We start from the raw sequence: 26,202 nt of genomic DNA on the forward strand, positions 1-26,202 counted from the left end.
CCTGCACGTTTGCATGGCGCTTGCCAGGGTGCAAGCGCCATGCCGGAGCAAAGGCGGCTTGAGGACCGCGCTTTCCCATTAACGCACGAGCCTCCTGAATTATTTTGGCATTTACCGTTCCGCTTCAGCTTTTGGTAACCAACTTCGGTAACCATAAGAGCGTTATCAGTTCTGCGTAAGCGTATAGCGAGTATCACATGGCGTCAGTTCTTCCGCTTGCCGGTCTCCGTGAGACCGGGCAATCCCGCATCTGGCTCGACACGATCATCAAGGGCGATTGCGTCGCCGCGCTCGAAGCGCTTCCCGATCATTCCGTCGACGTTATTTTTGCCGATCCGCCGTACAATCTGCAGCTCGGTGGCACCTTGCACCGCCCGGACCAGTCGGTGGTCGATGCCGTCGACGACGAATGGGATCAGTTCGCCTCCTTCGAGGTCTACGATGCCTTCACCCGCGCCTGGTTGCTGGCCTGCCGCCGCGTCCTGAAGCCCACCGGCACGCTGTGGGTGATCGGCTCCTACCACAACATCTTCCGCGTCGGCGCCATCCTGCAGGATCTCAACTTCTGGATCCTCAACGACATCGTCTGGCGCAAGACCAACCCGATGCCGAATTTTAAGGGCCGCCGGTTCCAGAACGCCCATGAAACGATGATCTGGGCAGCGCCGAACGCCAAGGCCAAGGGCTACACCTTCAACTACGACGCCATGAAGGCGGCGAATGACGACGTGCAGATGCGCTCCGACTGGCTGTTCCCGATCTGCTCGGGCGGCGAACGGTTGAAGGGCGACGACGGCAAGAAGGTGCATCCGACCCAGAAACCGGAAGCGCTGCTCGCCCGCGTGATCATGGCTTCCACCAAGCCGGGCGATATCGTCCTCGATCCCTTCTTCGGTTCCGGCACCACCGGCGCCGTCGCCAAGCGCCTCGGCCGCCATTTTGTCGGCATCGAGCGCGAGCAAGCCTATATCGATGCCGCTTCCGAGCGCATCGCTGCCGTCGAGCCGCTCGGCAAGGCGGTTCTCACGGTCATGACCGGCAAGAAGGCGGAGGCCCGGATCGCCTTCAACGTGCTGGTCGAAACCGGCCTGGTGAAACCCGGGCAGGTGCTGACGGATGCCCGGCGGCGCTGGAGCGCCATCGTACGCGCCGACGGCACCGTCGCCTCCGGCGGAGACGCCGGCTCCATTCATCGCCTTGGCGCCAAAGTCCAGGGCCTTGATACCTGCAACGGATGGACCTTCTGGCATTTCGACGACGGGAAAACCCTGCGCCCGATCGACGAGCTGCGATCGATCGTCCGCAGTGACCTGGCGAAAGCGATGGATTGATCCACCCATCGGCCAGTTCCCCTACGGCTTTCCGGTTTTTTGTACCTTCAGTCCCGGAAAGTTGCTTGGCGCCCAGGGAAGAGAAGCCCTGGGTGCCATTTTTACTTGCGGGCATGGCTGCCATATCAGGACTTCAGGATATTCCAGCCTGAGGCAAGACAGTGCCGCTAGACCGTGCCCGAAGACGAGGGCAGATCGAATGGCGTCACTGCTGGATAAAGCCAAGCAGCAATATAATCGCGGCGACTACAAGATCGCGCTTGCTACGCTGCGCCGTCTGATCCAGCAGGAGCGCCGCAATGCCGACGCCCATATCCTGACCGCGACGATCCACGAACAGCAGGACAACCGGGAACTGGCTGCGGATTTTTACGCTAGCGCCGTGCCGCTGACTGCCAATCTCAAGCGTGAAGTCGGCTTTCGCGCCGCCTCGCATTATCTGGCCGTCGGCCGCAGCGAGAAAGCGCTGTCGACGCTCCTCGCCGTGCACGGCTTCTTTCCTGATGACCCCGGCGTCAACCACAGCATCTGCTCGATCCTGCGGGAAGCGGGGCGCTACGACGAGGCGGCGCCGTTTGCCGTTAAGCTTGCCAGTGTCGGCAATGGTTTCGAAAATGCGCTGAACGCCGGCATCGTCCTCTCCGGGCTCGGCCGCTACGAAGACGCCTATCCGGCACTGCTGAAATCGCAGCAGGAGCGGCCGGACGAACGCCTGGCCGTCAGCGAACTGTTCTGGTGCGCCAGCAATCTCTGCGATTTTCCGGTTGCCGACGCCATGCAGGCCAAGCTGGAAGCCGCCTATGCCGCCGAAGGCGACAATGCCGATATCCGCGAAAATGCCTTTCGCGCCCTGACCTGGTCGGGCGACGAGGCCTACCACGCCAGAACGGCGCGCTTGACGGCGAAAACCCTGCTGCCGCCGGTGGCGCCGAAAGCGGCTTCGGTGGAGCCTGTGCCGGGCAATCGCCGCATCCGCATCGGTTATCTGTCTTCGGATTTCCGCGACCATCCGGCGATGACCTTCATCGGCGGCGTGCTGGAGGCGCATGATCGCGACGCTTTCGAAGTCTTTGCCTTCTGCCACACGCCGGAAAGCCACCGCCAGGGGCCAATGCGTGAAAAGTTCCTGGCCAATATCGAACACTTCGTCGATATCCGTCCGCTCGACGATAACCAGTCGGCCGAGCTGATCCGCAGCAAGAACATCGATCTTCTGGTCGATCTGCAGGGGTTCACCAGCGGCAGCCGGGTCGGCATCTTCTGCCGGCGGCCGGCGCCGCGGCAGGTCACCTATTTCGGCACGCCGGGCAGCGTCCAGGGCGCCGGCATCGATTATGCCATCACCGACGAGATCATCACCCCGGACAGCAGCCAGCCGCATTACGAAGAAAGCCTGCTTCGGCTGCCGCGCAACTATTTCTGCTATGCCAGCCCTTCCGGCCGGGTGGAGCGTGAAGGCGAGCGCGGCGATCACGGCCTGCCCGAAACAGGCGTGGTCTTCAGCTCTTTCAACCAGGCGCAAAAAATCCGCTCGAACGTCTTTGCCGCATGGATGCAGATCCTGCGCCAGGTCGACGGATCGGTGCTCTGGCTGCTGGAACAGCTGCCGGCGATCCAGAACAACCTGCGGAAACATGCGGCAGACGCCGGCGTCGATCCGGCCCGGATCGTCTTTGCGCCGCGCGTTTCCATGTCCGCCCACCTACCGCGTCTGGCACAGGCGGATATCGGTCTCGATACGGCCCCCTATAACGGCCACACCACCACCGCCGATGCCCTGTGGAGCGGCGTGCCGGTCCTCACCTGGAAGGGCACGAGTTTCGCCAGCCGCGTCAGCGAGAGCCTGCTGCGCTCCGTCGGGCTGCCGGAGCTGGTGGCGGAAGATTTGAACGGTTTCGTCCGCCTGGCGGTCGAACTGGCGCAGGATGGGGCCCGCCTGTCCCGCCTGCGCCAGCATCTTTTTGCCGCGCGCGACACCGCGCCGGTCTTCGATACGGTCGGCACGACGCGCGCCATCGAGGCGCATTTCGAGCGCATTTGCCGCGCTTAAGCGAGGGCGGCAAGCTCGGCCGACATCTGACGTAGGCCGATGACCTCGACATCGGATGAAACCGGATAACGATCCTCCCCGGAATAGACGATGAACGATTTTTCCGGCTGGAGATCGGCGCATGCGGTGTGGAAGCCCTTGCCGATGGTGACCGTCAGTCCCTTCTTGATCTCGATCGCCCAAGGTGCTTTACGGCCCGGTATTTCCAGAAGGAGATCGATTTCTGCGCCCGCTGCGGTGCGATAGAAACTCGCGACGGTCCGCGGCGGCGCGGCCGCAAGCAGATTCTCTATAACGAATCCTTCCCAGCTGGCGCCTACGACCGGATGGCCGAGAAGCGTGTTGTGGTCGTCTATGCCGAGCAGCGTGTGTACGAGGCCGCTGTCGCGGACATAGACCTTCGGCGATTTCACCAATCGCTTGCCGATATTGGCGTGGAACGGCCGCAAGCGTCGAACCAGCAGAAGATCGACAAGCAGGTCGATGTAGCCGGTCACCGTCGGAGCACTGACGGACAGGCCCATGGCGAGCTTGGAGGCATTGAGAAGTCCACCCTGATTGTGGGCCAGCATCGTCCAGAGACGTTCCAGCGTTTCTGCCGGAATTCGGCCGCCGAACTGGGCGACGTCGCGTTCCAGATAGGTGCGGATGAAACTCCGGCGAAAGGCGGTGCTTGCCGCATCGGATGCAGCAAGGAAGCTGTCGGGAAAGCCGCCACGCAGCCACAGGCGTGTCATGTCCTGCGTGCTTCCCACGGCTTCGAGGACATCGAAGGGATGCATCTCGACATATTCGATTCGGCCGGCCAGACTCTCCCCCGACTGTTTCAGAAGGTCAACCGAGGCCGATCCCAGAATGAGGAAACGCCCGGTTCGCTTGCCGCGGCGACGCCCCTGGTCGATAAGCCCCCGCAGTTCCTGAAACAGCTCCGGCAGCCGATGGATTTCGTCGAGGATGACGAGGCGATCCTCATAGGCCTGAAGAAAGAGCGCCGGATCCGCCAGCTTGCTCCGATCGGCGCCCGCTTCGAGGTCGAGGTAAAGCGCATCGGCCGCGTCGCCGATTTCCAGCGCAAGCGTCGTCTTGCCGACCTGTCGCGGCCCGATAAGGGCGACGGCAGCCTGGCGATGAAGAGCTTCTCTGACGAGGTGTGCGGCGCGTCGTTCAATCATCCTTGCAATTTAAAAGCGCCGATTTCAATTTGCAAGGATGATGGACAATAAACCATGCAAATCGAAAGTGCCACTTTCAATTTGCATGGTTGAATTCCTTCAGACCTCGATCCCCAGCCCGCGCAGATCCGCCCTCAGCGCATCCGCTCCGGTAAAATGGATCGCCTCGCGCCAGCCGGCATCCTTGGCGCCGGAGACGTTGATCGCGGTATCGTCGATGAACAGCGTCGCTTCGGGATCCAGCCCGAAATTGTCCGCATGCAGATGATAGATAGCGGCATCCGGCTTGATCAGCCCGATATCGCCCGAAACTGTCACGCCACGCGGCCGGTTGAGGAAGGAAAAGCGCTGCTGCGCCTCGCGAAACGTGTCGGAGGCGAAGTTGGTGAGCATCGTCACGTCGTGGCCCTCGTCGATCAGCCGTTCCATGATCGCGACGCTGCCCTCGTAGGGATGCGGCACCATTTCGTGCCAGTTCTTGCGGAAGGCGCGGATATGCTCCTCGCGTTCCGGATGGTCGGCGATCAGCAGCGCTTCGGCATCGCCCCATGTGCGGCCGCGATCCTGCTCGATGTTCCAGTCGTGGGTGCAGACATTGGCGAAGAACCAGGCGCGCTCGGCATCGTCGGGGATCAGCCGCCGGTAGGGCAGGCTGGGATCGTAGTGGATCAGCACCTTGCCGATGTCGAACACGATGTGGCGAATTTCCGAGGCCATGGTCTATCCCTGTCGTCTGGATTTGAATGCGTCGGGAATAGCCTGGGCGATGACTTTTTTCATGACGGTCGGCAGGGCTTCCTGGTCAAGATTTGCAACGGCACGCCACCATCCGTCATTGCGCTCCCGCCGCTCGATCCGGGCGCTGTAGACGGAAAGCCTCAACTCGAAATGGGTGAAGACATGCACGATGGAACCCTTCGCCTGCCATACGGCGGGGAAGGGGGCGGCCTCGGCCGAGGTCTCGCCGTCGACGCGCGCCGTCCAGCCGGTGGTTGGCACTTCCGTCATGCCGCCGAGCAGGCCCTCCTCTTGGCGGCGGCGCAGGAAGATGTTTTCGTTCTCGTCGATGCCAACGAAGGCAGCGCCACGGCGAACGGGCTTTTCCTTCTTTGCCGCCTTGACCGGAAAGGTTTCGGGATCGTGCCCGGCCAGCGCCCGACAGTCCTCCCTGAGCGGACAGAGGGCGCAGGCGGGGCGTTTTGGCGTACAGATCGTCGCGCCGAGATCCATCATCGCCTGGGCGAAATCGCCCGGCCTGTCCTCAGGCGTGATCTCGGCAACATTGGCGCGGATCAGCGGTTTTGCCGCCGGGAGCGGCGTATCGATGGCGTAGAGCCTCGACACCACCCGCTCGACATTGCCGTCCATGACGGCAGCCCTCGCGTTGAAGGCGATCGCGGCAACGGCGGCGGCCGTATAATCGCCGATGCCGGGCAGGGATTTCAGGCCATCCTCTGTTCGTGGGAAAACCCCGCCATGCAGCCGGGCGACAGCCTCGGCGCATTTCTTCAGGTTGCGCGCCCGGGCATAATAACCGAGGCCCGCCCACGCCGTCATCACCGCTTCGGACGGCGCGTCGGCAAGGTCGTTGACCGTCGGCCACAGGTCGAGAAACTTGGCGAAATAGGGTTTGACCGCCTGGACGGTGGTCTGCTGCAGCATCACCTCGGAGAGCCAGATGTGATAGGGATCGGCCTTCACGCCGCGCCGCGCCATGGCCGGCGAAATCCGCCACGGCAATTCCCGATGGTGGCGGTCGTACCATTCGAGCAGTTTCTTTGCGAGGGTGAACTGTGCTATGGGCGGGGAATCTGTTTGCATTGGGGCCTGAGAAAAAAGAATGACGCTGCACGAGTCAAGCCAGCCTTCCCCGCTCTCGCCCGAAAGCTTCGACATGCCGCCTCAAGAGTTGCCCGTCTACGTCGTCAACATCGATCGTGCCGCTGCCCGTATGGCGGCGCTACGGGCTGTTGCCGAGACCCATGGCGTCGTTCTGGAGCGGGTCGCCGGCGTCGACGGCACGCTGCTTGCCAAGGCGGACCGGGTCGATGTCGACGAAGACCAGTTCTACACCTGGAACGGCCGGCCGATGCTGCCCGGCGAATATGGCTGCTACCGCAGTCACCTGCTGGCCTTCGAGCGGCTGGTGGCGAGCGGCGAACCGGCGGCGATCGTCGTCGAAGACGATATTGCCTTCGACGGCGGTTTCCTGCGCCGCGCCCGCGCGCTTCTGGATGCTTTGCCGTCTGCCGACGTCATCAAGCTGGTCAACCATCGTGCATCGGGTTTCCGGCCCTTCGCGCAGAGCCGTTTCGGCGATCGCGTCGGTCGCTGCCTCTGGGGGCCGCAAGGCTCGGCGGCCTGCTACCTGATTACCCGCAAAGGCGCGGAAAAACTCCTGCCGACCCTGAAAGTCATCGCCCTGCCGTTCGATGTGGCGCTGGAGCGCGGCTGGGCGAGCGACGCGGAAATTTTTACGGCTGAAAAGAACATCCTGCCCTTCGGCGACATGCGCGAGGCAACGGTAATCGCCACGCGGGCCGATTATCGCTCGGTGAAACCGTCGCACTGGCGGCGCCTGCCGGCCTATCTCTTCCGCCTGAAGGAAAGCGTCTCCCGTTTCCTCTATGCACGCCGGCCGGCGCCGAAGTCCTCTGTGGGAAGCAAGGTCGGCCCCTCATGAACGGCAGGATGCGGGAAAAGCCGGGTTTCAAGAGGAAGGGCGCCCACCAGATCGCCGAGGTCGCCAATGGCCTGCTCGATCCCGTGCTCGCCCGCCGCGCCGGCATTTCCACCGCGCTGCTCGGTTCCTGGGACGAGATCGCCGGCGAGGATTTCGCCGATTGCACCCGGCCGGAAAAGATCACCTGGCCGCGCCGCGACCATGCCGACGATCGCGGCGGCGGATATCAGCCCGGCGTTCTGACCATTGCATGCGAAGGGGCGAGGGCGCTGTTTCTCACCCATGCCCAGGGCGAACTGATCAGCCGCATCAACGGCTTCTTCGGTTTTCCCGCCGTGCGCCAGATCCGTATCGTCCAGAAGCCGGTTTCGGCCGGCCCGCCGCGCAGCCGCAAACCGTTGCCGCTGAAAGGCGAACCCGCCCGCCGTCTGGCAGCGATGATGGACGGCATCGAAAACGACAAGCTGCGCCAGGCGATCGAGCGGCTGGGAACGGCCGTGCTGTCGAAGAAAACCCGCCCTTGAAGCCTTTGCGTCCGCAGCGGCGCGATTGTTACGAAACTTTCATCGAAGCCGCCAACAGCCGGTCACAATTCTTTGAAGAAATCGGCTCGCTCGTGCCTTGTCCGCGGCACCGGCTGCATATATCGACTATGACGGTTTCAAGCGAACTTTCCGACCATTTCCATCGATACGGGTGATTGAATGCCGACGTCCGAAATGAACATCACGAAGCGCCAACTTCTCGCCGGTATCGCCACCGTTGCCGTCGCTGGGCCGCTCTTTGCCTCGAGCGCGTTTGCCGCTGCCGAACTCCCCACCGCTGACGCCGATGTCGACATGGCCGAAGTTCTGAAGCCCGGCGCCCTGCCGGAACAGGCACTCGGCCCGGAAGACGCCAAGGTCACCATCGTCGAATACATGTCGATGACCTGCCCGCATTGCGCCCACTTCCACAACACCACTTTCGACGAGATCAAGAAGAAGTACATCGACACCGGCAAGGTGCGCTTCATCATTCGCGAATTCCCGTTCGATCCGCGTGCCGCCGCCGCCTTCATGCTGTCGCGCTGCGCGCCGAACAACGGCTATTTCCCGATGGTCTCGATGCTCTTCAAGCAGCAGGAAGCCTGGGCTGCGGCTCCGGACGGCCGCGAGGCGCTGCTGCAGATGTCGAAACTCGCCGGTTTTACACAGGAGAGCTTCGAAGCCTGCTTGACGGACCAGAAGCTTCTGGATGATGTGAACAGCGTTCGCGAACGCGGTGCCAAGGATTTCGGCGTCAATTCCACGCCGACCTTCATCGTCAACGGCAAGCGTTATTCTGGAGACATGTCGGTTGAAATCATGTCGGCGCTCATCGACAGCCTGCTCTGATCGTCTTCCGCGATCCGGAGACGGCTGCGTTGCGCACGCAGCTTTCCCCTTCTCCCCTTGGGGAGAAGGCGGCGCGCAGCCTCCGATAACGGGGGCTGCCGGCGCATGAAATTCAACCGCCTGCGCCTGCTCGGCTTCAAGTCTTTCGTCGAGCCGACCGAATTTGTCATCGAACCCGGCCTGACCGGCGTCGTCGGCCCGAACGGCTGCGGCAAGTCGAACCTCGTCGAAGCGCTGCGCTGGGTGATGGGGGAAAACTCCTACAAGAACATGCGCGCCTCCGGCATGGACGACGTGATCTTTTCCGGATCCGGCAATCGTCCCGCGCGCAACACCGCCGAAGTCGGCCTCTATCTCGACAATGCGGACCGTACGGCGCCCGCCAGCTTCAACGACAGCGACGAAATCCAGGTGACGCGCCGCATCGAGCGCGAGCAGGGTTCCGTCTACCGCATCAACGGCAAGGAAGCTCGCGCCAAGGATGTGCAGCTTTTGTTCGCCGACGCCTCGACCGGCGCCCGCTCGCCGTCCATGGTCGGCCAGGGCCGCATCGGTGAACTGATCCAGGCCAAGCCGCAGGCCCGCCGCCAGCTTCTCGAAGAAGCGGCCGGCATTTCCGGCCTGCATTCGCGCCGCCACGAGGCGGAACTGCGCCTGCGCGCCGCCGAGACCAACCTGGAACGTCTGGAAGACGTCACGACGCAGCTCGATAGCCAGATCGAAAGCCTGAAACGCCAGGCGCGGCAGGCGAACCGCTTCAAGGCGCTGTCTGCCGATATCCGTGCCCGCGAGGCGATGCTTTTGCATATCCGCTGGGTTCAGGCGAAGGCTGCGGAAGGTGAGGCCGACAGCGCCCTCAACCAGGCGACCGTCACCGTCGCCGAAAAGGCGCAGGCGCAGATGGAGGCGGCGAAATCGCAGGCCGTCGCCAGCTTGAAACTGCCGGAACTGCGCGAGCAGGAGGCCCGCGCCGCCGCCGCGTTGCAACGTCTGCAGATCGCCCGCACGCAGCTTGAGGAAGAAGCAAGCCGCATCCTCAAGCGCCGCGACGAACTGAGCCGTCGCCTGTCGCAGCTTTCCGAAGACATCCGCCGGGAGGAGCGGTTGGTGGCCGACAATGCCGAAATCCTCGCCCGGCTCGATGCCGAGGAAGAGGATCTGCAGGCAACCTTGGCCGATTCCGGCCGCTTCTCCGAAGAAATTCTCGCCGAACTGCAGGGCGCCACAGCCAAGCTCGCCGACAGCGAAAAGGAGCTGGCGAGCCTGACGGCCCAGCGCGCTGAAGTTTCGGCTGCCCGCAACCAGCTGGAACGGGCGATCCGTGATCTTGCCGACCGCAAGATGCGTCTCGAAAAGCAGCTGACGGACGCGCACAGCGAACTGGCCGCCATCGACGAAAAGATGGCCGGCCTGCCGGACCCGTCGGAGAAGCGTGCCATGGTCGAAGCGGCCGAAGGCGGGCTTGCCGATGCCGAACTCTCTGTCGAAGCCGCCGATGGCGCGCTGGCCGAGGCGCGGCGGGCGGAAGCTCTTTCGCGCGCTCCCGTCGAAGCTGCCCGCTCGAAACTCAATGCCTTGCGCACGGAAGCCCGCACCATCGAGAAGATGCTGGCGGCGGGCGCCTCCGCCGGCCGTTTCGCGCCGGTGGCCGAAGACCTCAAGGTCGATCGTGGTTTCGAAACGGCACTCGGTGCTGTGCTGGGCGACGATCTGGAAAGCGCGCTCGACCACGAAGCACCCTCCTACTGGTCGCAGAATGGCGACGGTGCCGGCGATCCGCCGCTGCCGGCAGGCGTCGTGCCCCTGATCGGCCACGTCAAGGCGCCTGCAGAGCTTGGCCGCCGGCTGCGGCAGATCGGCATCGTGTCTTCCGAAGACGCCATCAGGCTGATGGCGCTGTTGAAACCCGGCCAGCGGCTGGTGACCCGCGAAGGCGCCGTCTTCCGCTGGGACGGCCATGTCACCGGCTCCGAAGCGCCGAGTGCTGCCGCGCTGCGACTGGCCCAGAAGAACCGCCTTTCCGAACTCACCGCCGAAATCGACGAGGCGAACGATCTGCTTGGTGAGGCCGAGGAGCGTCAGGCGGAAGCCGCAGAAGCGATCCGCGCCGCCGAGCAGAAGCTTGCCGACGCCCGCGATCTCGCCCGCCTCGCCACCCGCCATCTCGGCGATGCCCGCGAGGCGCTGGCCCAGGCCGAACGCGCCTCCGGCGAACTGATGCGCCGCCGCGACGTGGTTGCGGAAGCCGCCAGCCAGCTGTCGCAGCAGCTCGAAGATCTGGCGATCCAGGAGGAAAACGCCCGCATCGAGATGGAGGATGCGCCCGATATCGCCGACCTTGATCTGCGTCTGCGCGAAGCCCAGGCCGAGGTGCTGGCCGATCGCGGCGCTCTGGCCGAGGTGCGGGCGCGCTACGAGGGCTTGTCGCGTGAAAACGAGGCCCACCGCCGTCGCCTCGTGGCGATCGGGCAGGAGCGGGCGGGCTGGCAGTCGCGCGCCGCCGGCGCCGAGCAGCACATCGCCACCCTGCGCGAGCGCGAGGAAGAGGCCCGCGAGGAAGTCGCCGACCTCGACATGGCCCCGGACGCCTTCGACGAGCGGCGCCACGCGCTGATGAACGAACTCTCCAAGGCGGAGGAAGCGCGCCGCGCCACCGCCGACCAGCTGGTCGCAGCCGAGACCCGCCAGCGCGAGGCTGACCGCACCGCCACCATCGCGCTTTCCGAACTGGCCGAAAGCCGCGAGCAGCGCGGCCGCGCCGAAGAACGCCTCGTTTCAGCCCGCGAAAAACGCATCGAGAGCGAGGCGCGCATCCGTGACGGGCTGAACGTTGCGCCGCACGAGGCGATGCGCCTCACCGGCCTTGCCAGCATCGAGGCGATCCCCGACCTGCGCGATGTCGAGCGCGAACTCGACCGGCTGAAGATCGAGCGCGAACGCCTCGGCGCCGTCAATCTGCGCGCCGACGAGGAACAGCGGGAACTGTCCGAAAAGCTCGGCGTGCTGGTCAAGGAGCGTGACGACATCATCGATGCCATCCGCAAGCTGCGGGCGGCGATCCAGAGCCTGAACCGCGAGGGACGCGAACGCCTCGTCGCCGCCTTCGACGTCGTCAATGCCCAGTTCCAGCGGCTGTTCACCCATCTCTTCGGCGGCGGTACGGCCGAGCTGCAGCTGATCGAATCGGAAGATCCGCTGGAAGCGGGCCTGGAAATCCTCGCCCGCCCGCCCGGCAAGAAGCCGCAGACCATGACGCTATTGTCTGGCGGCGAACAGGCGCTGACGGCAATGGCGCTGATCTTCGCCGTCTTCCTCACCAATCCGGCGCCGATCTGCGTGCTGGACGAAGTGGACGCGCCGCTCGACGACCACAATGTCGAGCGCTACTGCAACCTGATGGACGAGATGGCCGCCTCGACGGACACGCGCTTCGTCGTCATCACCCACAACCCCATCACCATGGCCCGCATGAGCCGCCTCTTCGGCGTCACCATGGCGGAGCAGGGGGTCTCGCAGCTGGTGTCCGTCGACCTGCAGGCGGCCGAGCGCCTGCTCGACGTCGGCTGAGCACGCACATCGCTCCGCACGGCTTTTCGCCACACGATTTCCGCTTGCTGCTCCCGGGCTTGACGCGCCCGTTTTTTTGGCTCATGCGAGGGCCTGCCGCGGCGTTTGCCGACGGCATTTTCCGAGGACATGAAAATGGACCCTGACAGTCGACAATCGACAGATTTTGACCGAACCGTCCGGTAAGGGTTCCCCGTGTTCCTGCTCCGGATGGCGAAAGCCTTGAAGGAGTTATGCCATGCTGCGCATCTATTGCCGCGAAGCAGAACGTCTCGTGCTGCACAATGACGCTGAAGCCTTTTCCGCCGCCGATCCCGTGCTGTGGTACGATCTCGTCAATCCCACCACCGGCGAAAGCCGCCAAGTCGAGCAGGCGCTGGGCATCTCCATGCCCACCCGCGACGAGATGGAGGAAATCGAGCTTTCCGCCCGCCTCTATCAGGAGGACGGCGCCGAGTTCATGACTCTGACGGCGCTCACCAAACTCGACGGCGACGAGCCGGTCAAGACGCCGGTGACCTTCATCCTCAAGGGGCTGACGCTCGTCACCGTGCGTTACGCCGATCCGAAACCCTTCGCGATCTTCTCCAGCCGTGCGTTGAGGCCGAATGGCCACGGCAATTCCTGTGGCGAGGAGATCATGCTCGGCATCATGGAGGCGATCGTCGACCGGCTGGCCGACGTGCTGGAGCGCATCGGCAACGATATCGACGGCATCTCCCGCGAGGTGTTCCGCGGCAAGTCGAAGACATCCGCCAAGAAGACCAACGACCTGCAGTCTTTGATCGAGCAACTCGGCCAGAAGGGCGATTTCCTCAGCGGCGTTCGTGAAAGCTTGGTCAGCATTTCCCGCCTGGTGGCCTACCATGCCGCCCTGGAGAATGCGGCCCGCAAGCCGAGCAAGGAAACCCGCCAGCTGATCAAGATGCTGCAGCGGGATGCCTCCTCGCTCGGCGACCATGCCACCTTCCTGTCCGGCAAGATCAATTTCCTGCTGGATGCGACGCTGGGCCTGATCAACCTCGAGCAGAACCAGATCATCAAGATTTTTACCGTCGCCTCGGTGGTCTTCCTGCCGCCGACGCTGGTGGCTTCGGTCTACGGCATGAACTTCGAGGTGATGCCGGAGCTGAAATGGGTCGGGGGTTATCCTTGGGCGGTGCTGCTGATGATCCTCTCTGCCGCCCTGCCATTCCTCTATTTCAAGCGGCGCGGCTGGTTGTGATCCAACCGGGACGAGGGGCCTGGCCGCCCCTCGGCAACGGCGGTTTTGTGCGGTTCGTCACATAACCGCCCACAAATGTTCCCGGCCGGGGCCACTCGTCCCAATAATGGTAAGACAGCAGCGGCGTCGGTTCAGCTATGACATCTTCAGCCTTCCGCGTGCCTGCGGGAGCAACCGTCGTCGGCCGGCGTCGCGCCGACTGAAATGACCCCATGGAGGATGTTATGAAACTTGCCGTTTCCGCTTTCTTTGCCGCCTCGTTGCTGTTTTCCGTCGCGCCGGCCTTCGCCAATGCCGATGACGATGCCTGGATCAAGCAGTGCGTCGAGGACAATGACGACCAGAAGCAGGCCGATGGCACGGTTGCCGTCTATTGCGCCTGCATGAACGAGAAGATGAGCTCGGGCGAAACCAAGACGGTCACCGAGTGGGAAAAGCTGAACCCGGCCGAAAACGACGAGTGCTCGGCGCGCGCCGGCTGGAAATAAGCCTTTGCGGCGGCCGCGCCTGCCCTTGCGGGCGCGGCTGATCCGGCTGCTGGTTCCGGCAGTCCCAGGGTTTCTCCCTTTTATCAGCGCCGGCTGTTGCAGCCGGTGGTGGTGTTTTTTTTTCTCTGTGCCTGCCGCTTTGCTATCGGGCATGCTTCGGTGGCAGGATGGCGGAATGCTTTGCCGGCAAAGGTTGCAATTGCAGCACGGTTCGTAACGATTCCTTTTCTCCTCCTGCAGTATGAAAAAGGGTCAGGGGAGATATCTGGCCCCGGAAACCCGGGTGCGAGCGAAAGGGAGACACGGTGAGGACATTTGGCGCAGATGATGCGTTGAATTTTTTCGAGGCCTGTCCGTTTGCCGCCCTGTGCATCGGACCGGACGGCCTCGTCGTCGCCGCCAATAGCGCTGCCGCCGCGATGGCCGGCGGAACGCAGGCCCTGACCGGCCAGCCGATCACCGATGTCCTGCCGGAATGGTCTCTCTCCCCGTCTTCATCGCCTGCACCGCGCCGCGAAATGGCCCTCGTTCGTGAGGATGGCACCAAGGCGAATGTCGAGGTCTCGATCGTCCGGCTCGGCGACGGAGGGTTGGTCTGCGCCGTCATCCGCGATATCGGCCGCGAAAAGATGATCGCCGCGCTTCAGACGGAACTGCAGCGCCAGTCGGAAAAGGCGCTTCTCGACGCCGGCGCCGCCACCCGGCGGCTGGAATATTTCATCGACATGCTGCCGCAGGCCGCCTGCATCTTCGATGCCCAGGACCGCTATGTCCTGTGGAACCGCAAATATGCCGAACTCTACCCGGAGATCGCGCCGCATCTGCGCCCCGGCATTCCGTTCGAGCAGATCCTGCGCATGAGTGTCGACAGCGGTCACATGCCCGAAGCGACGGAAGATCCGGAAGCCTGGTTCACCGCCCGCATGAAAAAGCAGCGGATGACGGTGTCGCCGCAGGAAGAGCAGAAGCTGAAGGATGGCCGCTGGATGCTGCACGACGACCGGCGCACGCCGGACGGCGGCGCCATCGGCATGCGTATCGATATCACCGACCTCAAGCGCCGCGAGGAGGCGCTTCGCCAGCTTTTCGACGCCAATCCGATGCCGATGATGCTCTGCGATGCCGCCACGCTGGAGATTTCGTCGGTCAACCGCGCTGCCGTGGTGCTGTACGGTTTCGCCAGCGAGGTCCTGGTCGGTCGCAACGTCGCCAGTCTTTGCGCGCCCGAGGATGCCGGGCGTTTTGCCGCCGGCCTGCGATCGATGAAGGGCGACAACGAGGCGCGAACCATCTGGCGGCAGAGGAGCGCCGACGGGTCCGAACGCGCCGTCATGGTCTATGTGCGCTTCCTGGAAGAAGGCCCGCAACGCCGGCTGTTGCTCGCCATTGCCGATGTCACCGACCGGGTGCGCGCCGAAGCGCATGCCAACCATCTGGCCCATCACGATGCGCTCACCGGCCTGCCGAACCGCATGTATTTCTTGTCTGCGCTGGAATCGGCGCTGGCGATCCGCGATTCCAAGACGCAAATCGCCGTGCATTACCTCGATCTCGACGGTTTCAAGCCGGTCAACGACCGTCTCGGCCACGCCGCCGGCGATGCGCTGCTGGTCGAGGTCGGCCGGCGCTTGCGTGCGGTAGCCGACGAGCCGACCCTGGTTGCCCGTCTCGGCGGCGATGAATTCGCCATCATGCAGCCGATCGGCAGTACGGCGCCTGCCGTGCTTGCCCAGCGCTGCATCGCCGCCATGGCCCGGCCCTTCCACATCCATGCGGAGACGGCGACCATCGGCGTCTCTGTCGGCATCGCCGTTTCGCCCTTTGCGGCGCTCGATCCGGACGGGTTGATGCGCGCTGCCGACAAGGCACTCTACCGCGCCAAGGCCGCCGGCAAGAACACCTGGGTCGAAACGGAAGTCGCCTACGTCTGACCGGAAGGGGCCGCGTGTGCCGCCGTTTGCGCGGCGCTTAAGGAAACAATCCTGTTGCGTGTCGCAGTTTTATTGTGCAATGCAACATTTCGGCCGTATTTATCAATTTTCATCCTTGATTAAGTGACATAAGCTTTGGCAAATGAATGCCGGGGGCGGGGAGCAGGCATGACCAGGTGGGTTTACACGTTCGGCAACGGGGCAGCGGAAGGCCGCGCCAGCGATGTCGACATTCTCGGCGGCAAGGGAGCCAATCTCGCCGAGATGGCAAGCCTCGGCCTGCCGGTGCCGCCCGGCCTCACCATCGTCACCCAGGCCTGCACATGGTTTTACGAAAACGGCCGCACCCTGCCTGCCGACCTCAAGCTGCAGGTGCAGCAGGGCCTGCGCGCCATGGAGGACATGACCGGCCGCCGCTTCGGCGACAAGCGCCAGCCGCTGCTCCTGTCGGTTCGTTCCGGCTCGCGCGCCTCCATGCCCGGCATGATGGACACCGTCCTCAATCTTGGCCTCAACGACGAGACGGTGCAGGCGCTCGGCCATGATGCCGGCGATGCACGTTTTGCCTGGGACAGCTACCGCCGCTTCATCCAGATGTACGGCGCCGTGGTGCTCGGCCTCGATCACGAGGTCTTCGAGGAAATCCTTGAGGACGAAAAGGCGCGGTTCGGCCACGAATACGATACCGAACTCTCCGCCGTCGAATGGCAACACGTCATTTCGCTCTACAAGGCGACCATCGAGGAAGAGCTGGGCGAGCCTTTCCCGCAGGATCCGCATGTGCAGCTCTGGCGCGCCGTCGCGGCGGTCTTCGCCAGCTGGCAGAATGCCCGCGCCACCATCTATCGCCGCCTGCACAATATTCCCGAAGCTTGGGGAACCGCCGTCAACATCCAGGCCATGGTCTTCGGCAATCTCGGCAACGGCTCGGCTACCGGCGTTGCCTTCACCCGCAACCCTTCGACCGGCGAACGCGAACTTTACGGCGAATTCCTCGTCAACGCCCAGGGCGAGGATGTGGTCGCTGGCATCCGCACGCCGCAAAGCATCACCGAGGCAGCCCGCATCGCGTCCGGCTCGGACAAGCCGTCGCTGGAAAAGCTGATGCCGGAAGCCTTCGCCGAGTTCAAGGCGATCTGCACCCGGCTGGAAGCGCATTACCGCGATGTGCAGGACGTCGAATTCACCATCGAGCGCGGCAAGCTGTGGATGCTGCAGACCCGTTCGGGTAAGCGCACCGCCAAGGCGGCCATGCGTATCGCCGTCGAGATGGCGCTGGAGCGGCTGATTTCCGAAGAGGAAGCCGTGGCGCGCATCGAGCCCGCGTCACTCGATCAGTTGCTGCATCCGACCATCGATCCGCGGTTTGATCGCACCGTCATCGGCTCCGGCCTGCCGGCCTCGCCGGGAGCGGCGACGGGGGCGATCGTCTTCACCTCCGAACAGGCGGTCGAGGCGGAAAGCGAAGGCCGCAAGGTCATCCTCGTGCGCATCGAGACCAGTCCGGAAGACATCCACGGCATGCATGCCGCCGAAGGCATCTTGACGACGCGCGGCGGCATGACCAGCCATGCGGCGGTTGTCGCCCGCGGCATGGGTATCCCTTGCGTCACCGGCGCCGGCACCATGCGCGTCGACCTGCGCGGCGAGCGGCTGATCGGGCTCGGCGGCCTGACCTTGGAAAAGGGCGATATCATCACCATCGACGGCTCCTCCGGCCAGGTGCTGAAGGGCGAGGTGCCGATGCTGCAGCCGGAGCTTTCGGGCGACTTCGGCCGTATCATGGAATGGGCCGACCGCGCCCGGCGCATGACGGTGCGCACCAATGCCGATACGCCGCAGGATGCCCGCGCCGCCCGTTCCTTCGGGGCGGAAGGCATCGGGCTGTGCCGCACCGAACACATGTTCTTCGAGGGCGACCGCATCCACGTGATGCGCGAAATGATCCTCGCCGAAGGCGAGGAGGGACGCCGGGCGGCGCTCGCCAAGCTCCTTCCGATGCAGCGCTCGGATTTCGCCGCACTATTTACCATCATGCACGGCTTGCCGGTGACCATCCGCATGCTCGATCCGCCGCTGCACGAGTTCCTGCCGAAGAGCGACGCCGAGATTGCCGAAGTGGCTGTCGCCATGGGCATGGAGCCGGCGCTGCTGCGCCAGCGCGTCGATGCGCTGCACGAATTCAACCCGATGCTCGGCCATCGCGGCTGTCGCCTGGCGATATCTTATCCCGAGATCGCCGAGATGCAGGCGCGCGCCATCTTCGAGGCTGCCGTCGATGCGGCGCGGGAAACCGGTGCGGCCGTCGTTCCGGAAATCATGGTGCCGCTCGTCGGCCTGCGCTCGGAGCTTGACTACGTCAAGGGCTGCATCGACCGCGTCGCCAGCGACGTCATGGCCGAAGCCGGCATGCGGATCGACTATCTCGTCGGCACGATGATCGAGTTGCCGCGGGCGGCACTGCGCGCCCACATCATCGCCGAGGCCGCCGAATTCTTCTCCTTCGGCACCAACGACCTGACGCAGACCACCTTCGGCATTTCGCGCGACGATGCCTCCGCCTTCCTGACGACCTACCAGCGCAAGGGCATCATCGAGCACGATCCGTTCATCTCGCTCGATTTCGACGGGGTGGGCGAACTGATCCGCATCGCCGCCGAGCGTGGCCGCCGCACCCGCAACGACATGAAACTCGGCATCTGCGGCGAACACGGCGGCGACCCGACCTCGATCCATTTCTGCGAAGAAATCGGCCTGGATTATGTGTCCTGCTCGCCGTTCCGCGTGCCGATCGCGAGGTTGGCGGCGGCGCAGGCGGCGATCAAGGGACGTCTGGCGGCGGAATAGCCGTTCGTCGCAAGGACGCGATCACTCGCGAATGATCACGCGCCGTTCGATGACCAGCGGCGCTCCCCACGGATACCAGGGATCCATGGCGGTGTTTTCGCGAAAACTGCGGCGTTCGGCGCGCCGGTCCAGCTCCAGGTTCATCAGGCAGTTGGCGAAACTTTCGGTCCGGGCGCGAAAACCGTAGTCGCGGCATTTCGCCTCGTCGGCGGCGCGGCGCTCTTCCGGCGTCATCGTCTGGCAGGCGGTGAGCAGGAGGCCGGTCAGCAGCAGGAAGACAAGTCTGGTCGACAGCATAACGAACTCCAGGCGCCGGCATGATCGGCCGGCTGACAGCATCCAAAGGCCGCAGCTTCGGATTCGTCAAGTCTTTACATGCGCTTCAGCACATCCACGAAAGCTTCCGCCAGCCGCACGAGGCCTTCGGTGGCTTCCGTCGGCTCCTCGAGCCGGATCGTCTTGTCGGTATCGAGCACCGCCAGCACGATGCGTTTTCCCTGGCCCGCTTCCTGAGGCACGTGCAGGACGGCGATCTTGTGGCAATCGGGCAGCAGGCCGGAGGCCGGCAATTCGAAGAGAAGCTCGCCGCCCGAGGCCTGCGCCGCGATACGAACCGTGCGCCCGAAACTTTCCGCGTCGCCATCGAAGGCGGCAAGCGACAGTTCCAGTTCCAGCAGGGTGACGGGCAGCGTTAGCTCGCCTTTCTCGATCACCGGCGGTACGAGGGCGGTCTTGGCGACGTGGGCTTCGACGGAGGCAGTCATTGCTCTTCTCCTTCACGGATCCGTATCCGTTGAGACCTGCCGCAAAAGCATGGCGAATTTGCGACCTGGCCGTTCAGGCGGTCCCATGTGGATTCTTCCGCGTGTACCGCACGCCGCTTGTCTCGAATTGAACCACAGACTAGAGTAGCTGGCGCAGGAATGCGGCACGCGGTTTTGCGTCCGGAATTGCGTAAAAACGGGTTGGAGCATTTTCGCTTTTCGGGGAAAGGCGGATGTGCGCAAGAAAAATCGATGATGCCGGCGATCACCGGTTCTGTGTTCCGGGTGCCGCCTGATGACCATTCGCTACGACCGCCCAGTCTCCCACGCGGCCTATCTTTCCGGCCGCCTCGGGCAGTTCGCCTTCCTGCTGTTTGTCGTGGTTCTGGTCGCTCACCGCTTCGGCTTCATGGTCACGCCCTATTTCGTGGCGCTGATGCTGATGTCGGTGGCCTTTGCGGTGCTGGCGATCCTTTTCGCCGTCATCGGGCTGGCGCGCCTCTGGCAGGTGGCAGCCAAGGGTGGCGGCGCGGCGGTCAAGGGTATCGTCTACGCGCTGCCGCCGCTGCTGCTCTTCGGGTTCGCCACCTATGATTACCTGCGGTATCCGCCGATCCATGATATCTCGACCGATGTCATCGACGCGCCGCCATGGCTGGAAACCGCCGCCGTCGATCAATTGTGGCTACGGCGCCCTGCCGAAGTCGGGCCGGAGGATCGCGAAGCGCAGATGCTCGCCTATCCGGCACTGACCGGCCGGCGCTACGACGGCGCCCTCGACCGCGTCTACCAGGCGGTGAGCAAGGTGGCGCAACAGCAGGGCATCGGCATCGTCAAGACCGAAGGCGTGGAGAAGACCGAGGCCGATATCGGCGATCTTCCGGCCAAGACAGAAGCCAAGGATGGCGAGGAAGAAGCCGTCGCCGATACGCTGGACAACGTGCCGGTGCCGTTGCCACGTCCCGAACTGGAGGAGGAGGCGCCGCTCTTCGGCCGCGACAGCGATGTGCTTTTGCAGGGCGAGATCCGCACGCTGGTGCTCGGCTTGCGTTTCGATACGATCATCCGCCTGCGCGAAGAGGCGGAAACGACGCTGGTCGACATCCGTATTGCCTCGCGCTACGGCCCGCATGATCTCGGTATGGGCGCCGATCTCGCCGAAAGTTACCTGAAGGCGCTCGACGCCGAATTGCTGGGGATTGCCGGCGACTAAGCAATTCGAGCAAAAGTGCGTGGCGGTTTTGGTCCGGAATTGCATTGCAGGAAATGCTCTAAACGCCAAACGCTTCGGCCAGCCAATCGGCAAGAATACGGGCCGCCGGCGGCAGGCGGCGAAAATCCCGCGCCACCAGAAAATAGCCGCCATGCAGCAGCACCGTGTCGAAAAGCCGGATGAGCCTGCCGTCCTCCAGCTCGGCTTGCGCCATGGCAAGATCGACGATGGCGATGCCCTGGCCGCGGATCGCCGCCTGCAGCACCAGCGCCGCATCATCGAAGATCGGCCCCCGCTCGAAACCGCCGCCGCGCACGCCGGCCGCCGAAAACCAGCGCGCCCAGAGATCGCGGTTTTCCTCATGCACCAGCGGAAACCGCAGAAGATCGGCCGGCGCCTCCGGCATGGTGCTTGAGGCAAGCAGTGTCGGCGCGGCAACGGCTGCCATCTCGCAATCGTAAAGATGCCGCGCTTCGACCCGTGGCCAACTGCGCGCGCCGGCGCTGTAACGCACCGCCAGCACCGGCCCCTTGCCGCGAAAGCCGACGAGGCGCGAATCCGATTCCATCTGCACGTCGATGTCGGGATTTCTGTTCGCAAAATCCGGCAGCGCCGCCAGCAGCCGGCCGGAGGCGAAGGAGGGTTCGACGCTGATATGCACCAGATGCCGCACCTCGCCCACCACGGTGGCACCAAGCGCATTCTCCATGCGGTCGAAACAGGCGGTCAGCACGTCGAGCAGCGTTCGCCCGGCAGGTGTCAAAACCACGCGGCGATGCTGCCGCTCGAACAATGGCCGCCCCATCTCCGCCTCCAGGCCGCGGATCTGCCGGCTGATCGCCGCCTGCGACACGAACAGCTCTTCGGCGGCCAGCGTAAAACTCTCCAGCCGGCCGGCGGCCTCGAAGCTGCGCAGCGCCGTCAGCGGCAGGCGTCCCCGTTTCATTCGCATAACCTCAAGTCATTCGAAGGCGACCATAAGCTCGTTTGCGCCCGGCCCGCAAGCGCGCAAGAAGATAAGGCCTGCCGAACAGAGAAAGGAGGGCAGGCCATGACCGAGATAATGCAGATTTTCCTTGAAGTGATCCGGCTGATGACGTTGCAGCCGGACCCGCGTCCCGTCAGGCGACGGGATGAAACACCGTGGCCAGAGACGGAGGGCCGTCTCCCGTCACCAGCCCCTTCTCGACCAGGTCCTCGATATGCGCCAGCACCGAAAGCGCTGCTGCGCCATGCAGCCTGGGATCCGTGTCACGATAGATCGCCTTGACCATGTCGGCGATCAGCCGGTCGCCGGCCTTCATCCGCTCCAGCACCGCCCGCTCGCGCATGCGCCGGTGGGTGCGCAAGCCGCGGACGAAGGCCTGCGGCTCGTTGACCGGTCCGCCATGGCCGGGAAAATAGATCCGGTCTTCGCGCACAAGCAGTTTTTCCAGCGAAGCCATGTAATCGCTCATCGCGCCATCCGGCGGGGCGACGACAGAGGTGGCCCAGGCCATGACGTGATCGGCGGAAAACAGGATGCCGGTGTTTTCGAGCGCGAAGGCGGCATGGTTGGCGCAGTGGCCGGGCGTCAGCACGGCGCGCAGCGCCCAACCGTCACCCTCGACAAGCTCGCCATCGCCCAGCGCAATATCGGGCACGAAATCGAGATCGGAACTTTCGCCGAACGGGTTGACCTCGCCTGCATGCAGCGGCCGGGCAGCACGATGCGGCCCTTCCGCCACGACGATCGCCCCGGTCGCCTGCTGCAGCCGGCGAGTGAGCGGCGAGTGGTCGCGATGCGTGTGGCTGACGGCGATATGCGTCACCTCGCGACCTTTCAGCGCCGCCACCAGCGCCTCGAAATGCGCGTCGTTGTCCGGACCGGGATCGATCACCACCACGGACTGGCGGCCGACGATATAGCTGTTGGTGCCGTGGAAGGTGAAGGCGCTCGGATTGTTGACGGTGATGCGCTCGACGCCTTCGGCAACGGGCACGGCTTCGCCGTAATGCGGCTCGAAACTCATATCGAAGACGGGAGGCGCTGTTTCGTTCACTTGTACTCGATCTCGATGAAGGACATGAACTCGCTGCCGCCATTGACGACATTGTGGGCGATGCCGGCTTCGCGGCGATAGGGCGCGCCCTTGGCGACATCGACCCGGCGGCTGCCGCTCTCGTCCTCGATGAGGAAATGGCAATCGGTCATCGGCACGACGACGTAACCCAGCCCATGCACATGATGGCCGGTATCGGCACCCGGCTCGAAATCCCAGCGGATGATCCGCACCATCTCGTCATCGAGCAGCGTGGTGGGGATGGCGGGCGGGCGGGCACGAAACTGGCTCATAAATCTCTCCGATGCTGATTTCAAGGCGGTCAGGCCTGTGCGCGCTCTCCCTGGGCACAACGGGGAAAAGGCGCGTTTTTGACCTAGCACGGAAGGATGGACGACGCACAGAAAACTTGAAGCGCCACGAAGTTAATGATTGTCGCATCCCCGAAGCTTTGATAAGCAGGCGACGATTTCGCGAAGCAGTCATGCGCGCGTCATGGTGGGGCGTCGCCAAGCGGTAAGGCACCGGTTTTTGGTACCGGCATTCCCAGGTTCGAATCCTGGCGCCCCAGCCAAGTTCTTCTGTTTTTCGTAAATGCCCCGGATTTCAAGGCTTCCAGCACAGCTGGGAATCTAAAATTCGCGATTGTCATACAGGAATGTCATATTCCATTGTCTGACACGAATTGCCCTTGAGCGCCTGCTTACCCTCCAAAACAGGGTTTTCGCATGGCAGTGGCTCAAAATGTTTTCAAGCGTGGTGCAATCTACTGGTGGCGTCGCCGTTTACCGGATGGAACAAGTTCGCGTGCTTTGGTGCTGGTCGAAATCAGCCTGCGCACAAAAAGCGTTGAGCTGGCGAAACTGCTCGCTGCGGAAGTGACGCTTGTTAGCGAGCATCTCATTCGGGACATTCGGCGCGAGATGATCAACCCTGAAGACGCAAAACAAATACTCGTCACTGTGGCCAAAAGGCAAAGTGCCAAATTGGACGCCATTGCAGCAGCAGATGTAGCTTATGGAGATGATGTCGAGGCGTCTCGATTGGCCGATGTGGTGGCTGGATGGACGAATCGAATTTTTGCAGCGCATGGTGACGCGGCAAGCATCGGGGAACATGAAGAACGCGAGATGAAGGCTGCCGGTCTTGATCAAACGGTGATCGACACAGTCAAGCAACACCTGGATTTCTATCGACTGCAAGGTATTTATCCGCCGCCGCCAGGACGTATCTCGGACCTGTTAGAAGAGCGCGGAATTCCTGACACGAAAGTCAATTTTCAGCAGGCTCAGCAACTCTACCTTCGAGGTGTATCCGCCGCATTGCTGGATACTCGTAGGCGATGGACTGGCATCCGGCCAGACGATGACGCGCTTCTTCAGGCTGCGCTTGTTGCTGATGCAGGTGCCATAGCGCCACCCGCACATCTGCGTCCTTCATCCGCACCTTTACCTGCGAGGCAAATGCCGGAATTCCAGCAGGAAGAAGATGATTTCGATGTCGAAGATGAAATCGAAGAGGATGATGACGATCTGGAGGAACCCACGAGAGGCCTGGTCGAGATCGTAGAAAGGGCAGCCGGTCAAAATGTAAAATCTGACGATTGGACGGAGAAAACGGCAAAGCAGCATGTCGCGCTGGCAAAGCTATTCGTACGTTTTGTCGGACATGATAATCCCGCGAAGATGCGGCAGTCCCATATTTCGGACTTCAAGGTAACGCTGTCCGAAATGCCCAAAAATTACGGCAAGTCGCCGCGAGACCACGTTATCCCCCTTATCGACATTTTGACACGCGCCAAGGATATGCCGCCGGAACAAGTTGGTTTGGCGCAGGGAACGTTGAACCGGCACATGACGCAGATGGGCAACATTGCCGACATTTGCAAACATGCTGGTTTCCCGTTCGGGAATTTTGAGGGCGTTTCCGGTTTGCGGTCGAAAAAGAAAGGCAGCGGGCGGGGCGAACGGGCTCGCTTTTCGACCGACGAACTTCGGTTGCTTTTCAACCTGCCCATCTGGAATGGATGTGACGGCGAGGACAGCCGGTTGTCGCCCGGAGATTCGACATTCCATGACGCGAGCTACTGGGTTCCGATGCTGGCCCTCTATCACGGCCCGCGTAGGGAGGAATATTGCGGATTACTGGTTTCCGAAGTGGAGGCGGATGCTGAAGTTCCCGCTATCATCATCGAGCCGAATTTCGTTCGCGGCTTGAAGAATACAGATTCCAAGCGCCGCGTTCCGGTTCACCCTGAATTGATCCGATTAGGTTTTCTGGAATACGTCGCCGCGCTCAAGGACATCGGGCATGTTCTGCTATTCCCGGAACTCAGAGCGGCAGCGCCATCCACGCCGATGGGTGACGTTTTCGATGAAGCTTGGCAAGACATGCGGGTAGCAGCCATTCCATCTGCGAAGGAGGATGGCAAGGTGCTGCATTCGCTTCGACATTGGTGCAATAACGAAATGAAGCAGGTCGGCGTGGCTGCGGAAATCAGGAAGGATATTCTCGGGCATACCAACGACGACACCAATGAAGGACGCTATTCTGATGCCGCCCGACTGCGCGTCATGGCTGAGGCTCTGGCTCAGTTGCCTCAACCGACCGCTCACCTTTCGCGGTTTCCAATTCGTCTGATCGAGCGAGTTGAAAAACATCTGGCACCGCCGACCAAAGCTAGAAAGTCTGCTCCATGACCGCCGCGCAATCTCCATTTGCCAACGCGATGGCAGTAGCCAGACGTCTCGTCTCGCTAGGAATAAATCCCTTTCAATCGGACGCTGAGCGTTACGTCGTCTTGCTAGATGGCGGCGGTGGGGAAATCCTCGACTGGGGAAAGCCCCTGCGCGGTAGCCGCTTTTTCGAGCCAAATGCCATTCGCAAGGATCGGCCAATGGTCGCCGATTTCGAGGCCTTCGCAAAGCGATATGGGCTCAAGGATTGTGTTTACTGGGGCGTGGGGCTGACGGGGGCCAAGGCCGATCCTGAAGACCTGGATGCGGCACTGAAAAGCTTCAACGAGAAGCTAAACATCGAATTCAGCGAACTCCGAAAAAGCGGGAAGTTCGAAATGCTTCTCCTTGTCATCCACCCTCGCTATGACGATTTTTCAGGCCTTTTTGATTTGCATGCGCACTTTGTCGCAAGAGTTCCCCCGGAACACAGAGAAGCAGTCAAGCTTCGACTGCGGATAAAGTTCAGTAAGACGGATTTCCCTGATCGTGCGATCCGCAATGCGGCTGCTGTGGCGACCTATATGCTTTGGGGCGTCTTCCGAAATGACATCATGGTGCAGTGGCCGGATAACGCGCTACGAGCCGCCTGGAAGCTCACACAGAGCCGTTTTCATTTCGTAAGGACCGGCGGCTCATTTCGGCAATGGAGAGCTTCCACAGTGCCTGTGAAGGACAAGGCCGGGTCTATGGTCGATGATGCTCGGAAGCGTAGCAATCGCGCGGAAACGGCTGATACGCGACAACAGGTTGCAAATAGCGACCGGCTGCTTTCAAA

General features: G+C 62.9%; 21 protein-coding genes and 1 tRNA gene. 14 read left to right on the top strand and 8 right to left on the bottom strand.

The window, feature by feature from the left end; translation table 11 throughout:
- Positions 1–197 precede the first annotated feature (197 nt).
- A complete protein-coding gene (locus ACSQ3I_RS21790) occupies positions 198–1,331 on the top strand; it encodes a site-specific DNA-methyltransferase (protein WP_436002357.1) in 1,134 nt (377 codons plus the stop codon).
- Between the two features lie 199 nt (positions 1,332–1,530).
- Complete coding sequence (locus ACSQ3I_RS21795; RefSeq protein WP_436002359.1) at positions 1,531–3,381, top strand: O-linked N-acetylglucosamine transferase family protein; 1,851 nt, start codon at positions 1,531–1,533, stop codon at positions 3,379–3,381.
- Here the strand turns inward: ACSQ3I_RS21795 and ACSQ3I_RS21800 are convergent.
- From ACSQ3I_RS21800 to mutY, 3 genes are all read right to left on the bottom strand, one after another.
- Positions 3,378–4,553, bottom strand: a complete 1,176-nt coding sequence (locus ACSQ3I_RS21800; protein ID WP_436002361.1) for an ATP-binding protein — start codon at positions 4,551–4,553, stop codon at positions 3,378–3,380. The two genes, ACSQ3I_RS21795 and ACSQ3I_RS21800, sit on opposite strands and share 4 nt — an antisense overlap.
- Before the next feature lie 99 nt (positions 4,554–4,652).
- Positions 4,653–5,270 (bottom strand): HAD family hydrolase, encoded by a 618-nt coding sequence (locus tag ACSQ3I_RS21805; RefSeq protein ID WP_436002363.1) that lies wholly within the window; start codon positions 5,268–5,270, stop codon positions 4,653–4,655.
- 3 nt (positions 5,271–5,273) lie between these two features.
- Positions 5,274–6,374 (bottom strand): A/G-specific adenine glycosylase, encoded by a 1,101-nt coding sequence (gene mutY / locus ACSQ3I_RS21810; RefSeq protein WP_436002365.1) that lies wholly within the window; start codon positions 6,372–6,374, stop codon positions 5,274–5,276.
- Between the two features lie 19 nt (positions 6,375–6,393).
- Between mutY and ACSQ3I_RS21815 the strand changes: the two genes are divergently transcribed.
- From ACSQ3I_RS21815 to ppdK, 8 genes are all read left to right on the top strand, one after another.
- A complete protein-coding gene (locus ACSQ3I_RS21815) occupies positions 6,394–7,236 on the top strand; it encodes a glycosyltransferase family 25 protein (RefSeq protein ID WP_436002367.1) in 843 nt (280 codons plus the stop codon).
- Positions 7,233–7,760, top strand: a complete 528-nt coding sequence (locus ACSQ3I_RS21820) for a DUF721 domain-containing protein (RefSeq protein WP_436002369.1) — start codon at positions 7,233–7,235, stop codon at positions 7,758–7,760. Before ACSQ3I_RS21815 ends, ACSQ3I_RS21820 begins: the two co-directional genes overlap by 4 nt.
- 180 nt (positions 7,761–7,940) lie before the next feature.
- Positions 7,941–8,612 (top strand): DsbA family protein, encoded by a 672-nt coding sequence (locus tag ACSQ3I_RS21825; RefSeq protein WP_436002371.1) that lies wholly within the window; start codon positions 7,941–7,943, stop codon positions 8,610–8,612.
- A gap of 105 nt (positions 8,613–8,717) precedes the next feature.
- Positions 8,718–12,179, top strand: coding sequence for a chromosome segregation SMC family protein (locus ACSQ3I_RS21830; RefSeq protein ID WP_436002373.1), 3,462 nt, complete (start codon positions 8,718–8,720; stop codon positions 12,177–12,179).
- 238 nt (positions 12,180–12,417) lie between these two features.
- Positions 12,418–13,404 carry a magnesium transporter CorA family protein gene (locus ACSQ3I_RS21835; RefSeq protein ID WP_436002375.1) on the top strand — a complete coding sequence of 329 codons (987 nt, stop codon included), beginning with the start codon at positions 12,418–12,420 and terminating at the stop codon, positions 13,402–13,404.
- Between the two features lie 224 nt (positions 13,405–13,628).
- Positions 13,629–13,892, top strand: a complete 264-nt coding sequence (locus ACSQ3I_RS21840) for a hypothetical protein (RefSeq protein WP_109456606.1) — start codon at positions 13,629–13,631, stop codon at positions 13,890–13,892.
- A gap of 305 nt (positions 13,893–14,197) precedes the next feature.
- Positions 14,198–15,823, top strand: a complete 1,626-nt coding sequence (locus tag ACSQ3I_RS21845) for a diguanylate cyclase domain-containing protein (RefSeq protein ID WP_436002378.1) — start codon at positions 14,198–14,200, stop codon at positions 15,821–15,823.
- A gap of 168 nt (positions 15,824–15,991) precedes the next feature.
- Complete coding sequence (gene ppdK, locus ACSQ3I_RS21850; RefSeq protein WP_436002380.1) at positions 15,992–18,670, top strand: pyruvate, phosphate dikinase; 2,679 nt, start codon at positions 15,992–15,994, stop codon at positions 18,668–18,670.
- Between the two features lie 21 nt (positions 18,671–18,691).
- Here the strand turns inward: ppdK and ACSQ3I_RS21855 are convergent, their stop codons facing one another.
- Together ACSQ3I_RS21855 and ACSQ3I_RS21860 are read right to left on the bottom strand one after the other, a co-directional pair.
- Positions 18,692–18,967, bottom strand: coding sequence for a hypothetical protein (locus ACSQ3I_RS21855; RefSeq protein WP_436002382.1), 276 nt, complete (start codon positions 18,965–18,967; stop codon positions 18,692–18,694).
- Positions 18,968–19,041: 74 nt separating this feature from the next.
- Entirely contained in the window at positions 19,042–19,434 is a 393-nt protein-coding gene (locus tag ACSQ3I_RS21860; RefSeq protein ID WP_436002384.1) for a hypothetical protein, read from the bottom strand.
- A 295-nt stretch (positions 19,435–19,729) separates the two neighbouring features.
- Between ACSQ3I_RS21860 and ACSQ3I_RS21865 the strand changes: the two genes are divergently transcribed.
- Positions 19,730–20,647, top strand: coding sequence for a DUF1499 domain-containing protein (locus tag ACSQ3I_RS21865; RefSeq protein ID WP_436002386.1), 918 nt, complete (start codon positions 19,730–19,732; stop codon positions 20,645–20,647).
- A 58-nt stretch (positions 20,648–20,705) separates the two neighbouring features.
- Here ACSQ3I_RS21865 and ACSQ3I_RS21870 read toward each other — a convergent pair whose 3' ends face one another.
- The 3 genes from ACSQ3I_RS21870 to ACSQ3I_RS21880 form a co-directional block, all read right to left on the bottom strand.
- Complete coding sequence (locus ACSQ3I_RS21870; protein WP_436002388.1) at positions 20,706–21,593, bottom strand: LysR substrate-binding domain-containing protein; 888 nt, start codon at positions 21,591–21,593, stop codon at positions 20,706–20,708.
- A gap of 175 nt (positions 21,594–21,768) precedes the next feature.
- Entirely contained in the window at positions 21,769–22,659 is an 891-nt protein-coding gene (locus ACSQ3I_RS21875; protein WP_436002408.1) for an MBL fold metallo-hydrolase, read from the bottom strand.
- 26 nt (positions 22,660–22,685) lie between these two features.
- Positions 22,686–22,982 carry a cupin gene (locus tag ACSQ3I_RS21880; protein ID WP_436002390.1) on the bottom strand — a complete coding sequence of 99 codons (297 nt, stop codon included), beginning with the start codon at positions 22,980–22,982 and terminating at the stop codon, positions 22,686–22,688.
- 206 nt (positions 22,983–23,188) lie between these two features.
- Between ACSQ3I_RS21880 and ACSQ3I_RS21885 the strand changes: the two genes are divergently transcribed.
- From ACSQ3I_RS21885 to ACSQ3I_RS21895, 3 genes are all read left to right on the top strand, one after another.
- Positions 23,189–23,263: transfer RNA gene (locus ACSQ3I_RS21885), tRNA-Gln, on the top strand.
- A gap of 154 nt (positions 23,264–23,417) precedes the next feature.
- Positions 23,418–25,388 carry a hypothetical protein gene (locus ACSQ3I_RS21890; protein ID WP_436002392.1) on the top strand — a complete coding sequence of 657 codons (1,971 nt, stop codon included), beginning with the start codon at positions 23,418–23,420 and terminating at the stop codon, positions 25,386–25,388.
- The coding region (locus tag ACSQ3I_RS21895; RefSeq protein ID WP_436002394.1) for a hypothetical protein at positions 25,385–26,202 on the top strand (818 nt) is incomplete at its 3' end. The genes ACSQ3I_RS21890 and ACSQ3I_RS21895, both read left to right, overlap by 4 nt.

This window comes from Rhizobium sp. LjRoot30, from assembly GCF_964253915.1.
Taxonomy (GTDB): Bacteria; Pseudomonadota; Alphaproteobacteria; order Rhizobiales; family Rhizobiaceae; genus Metarhizobium.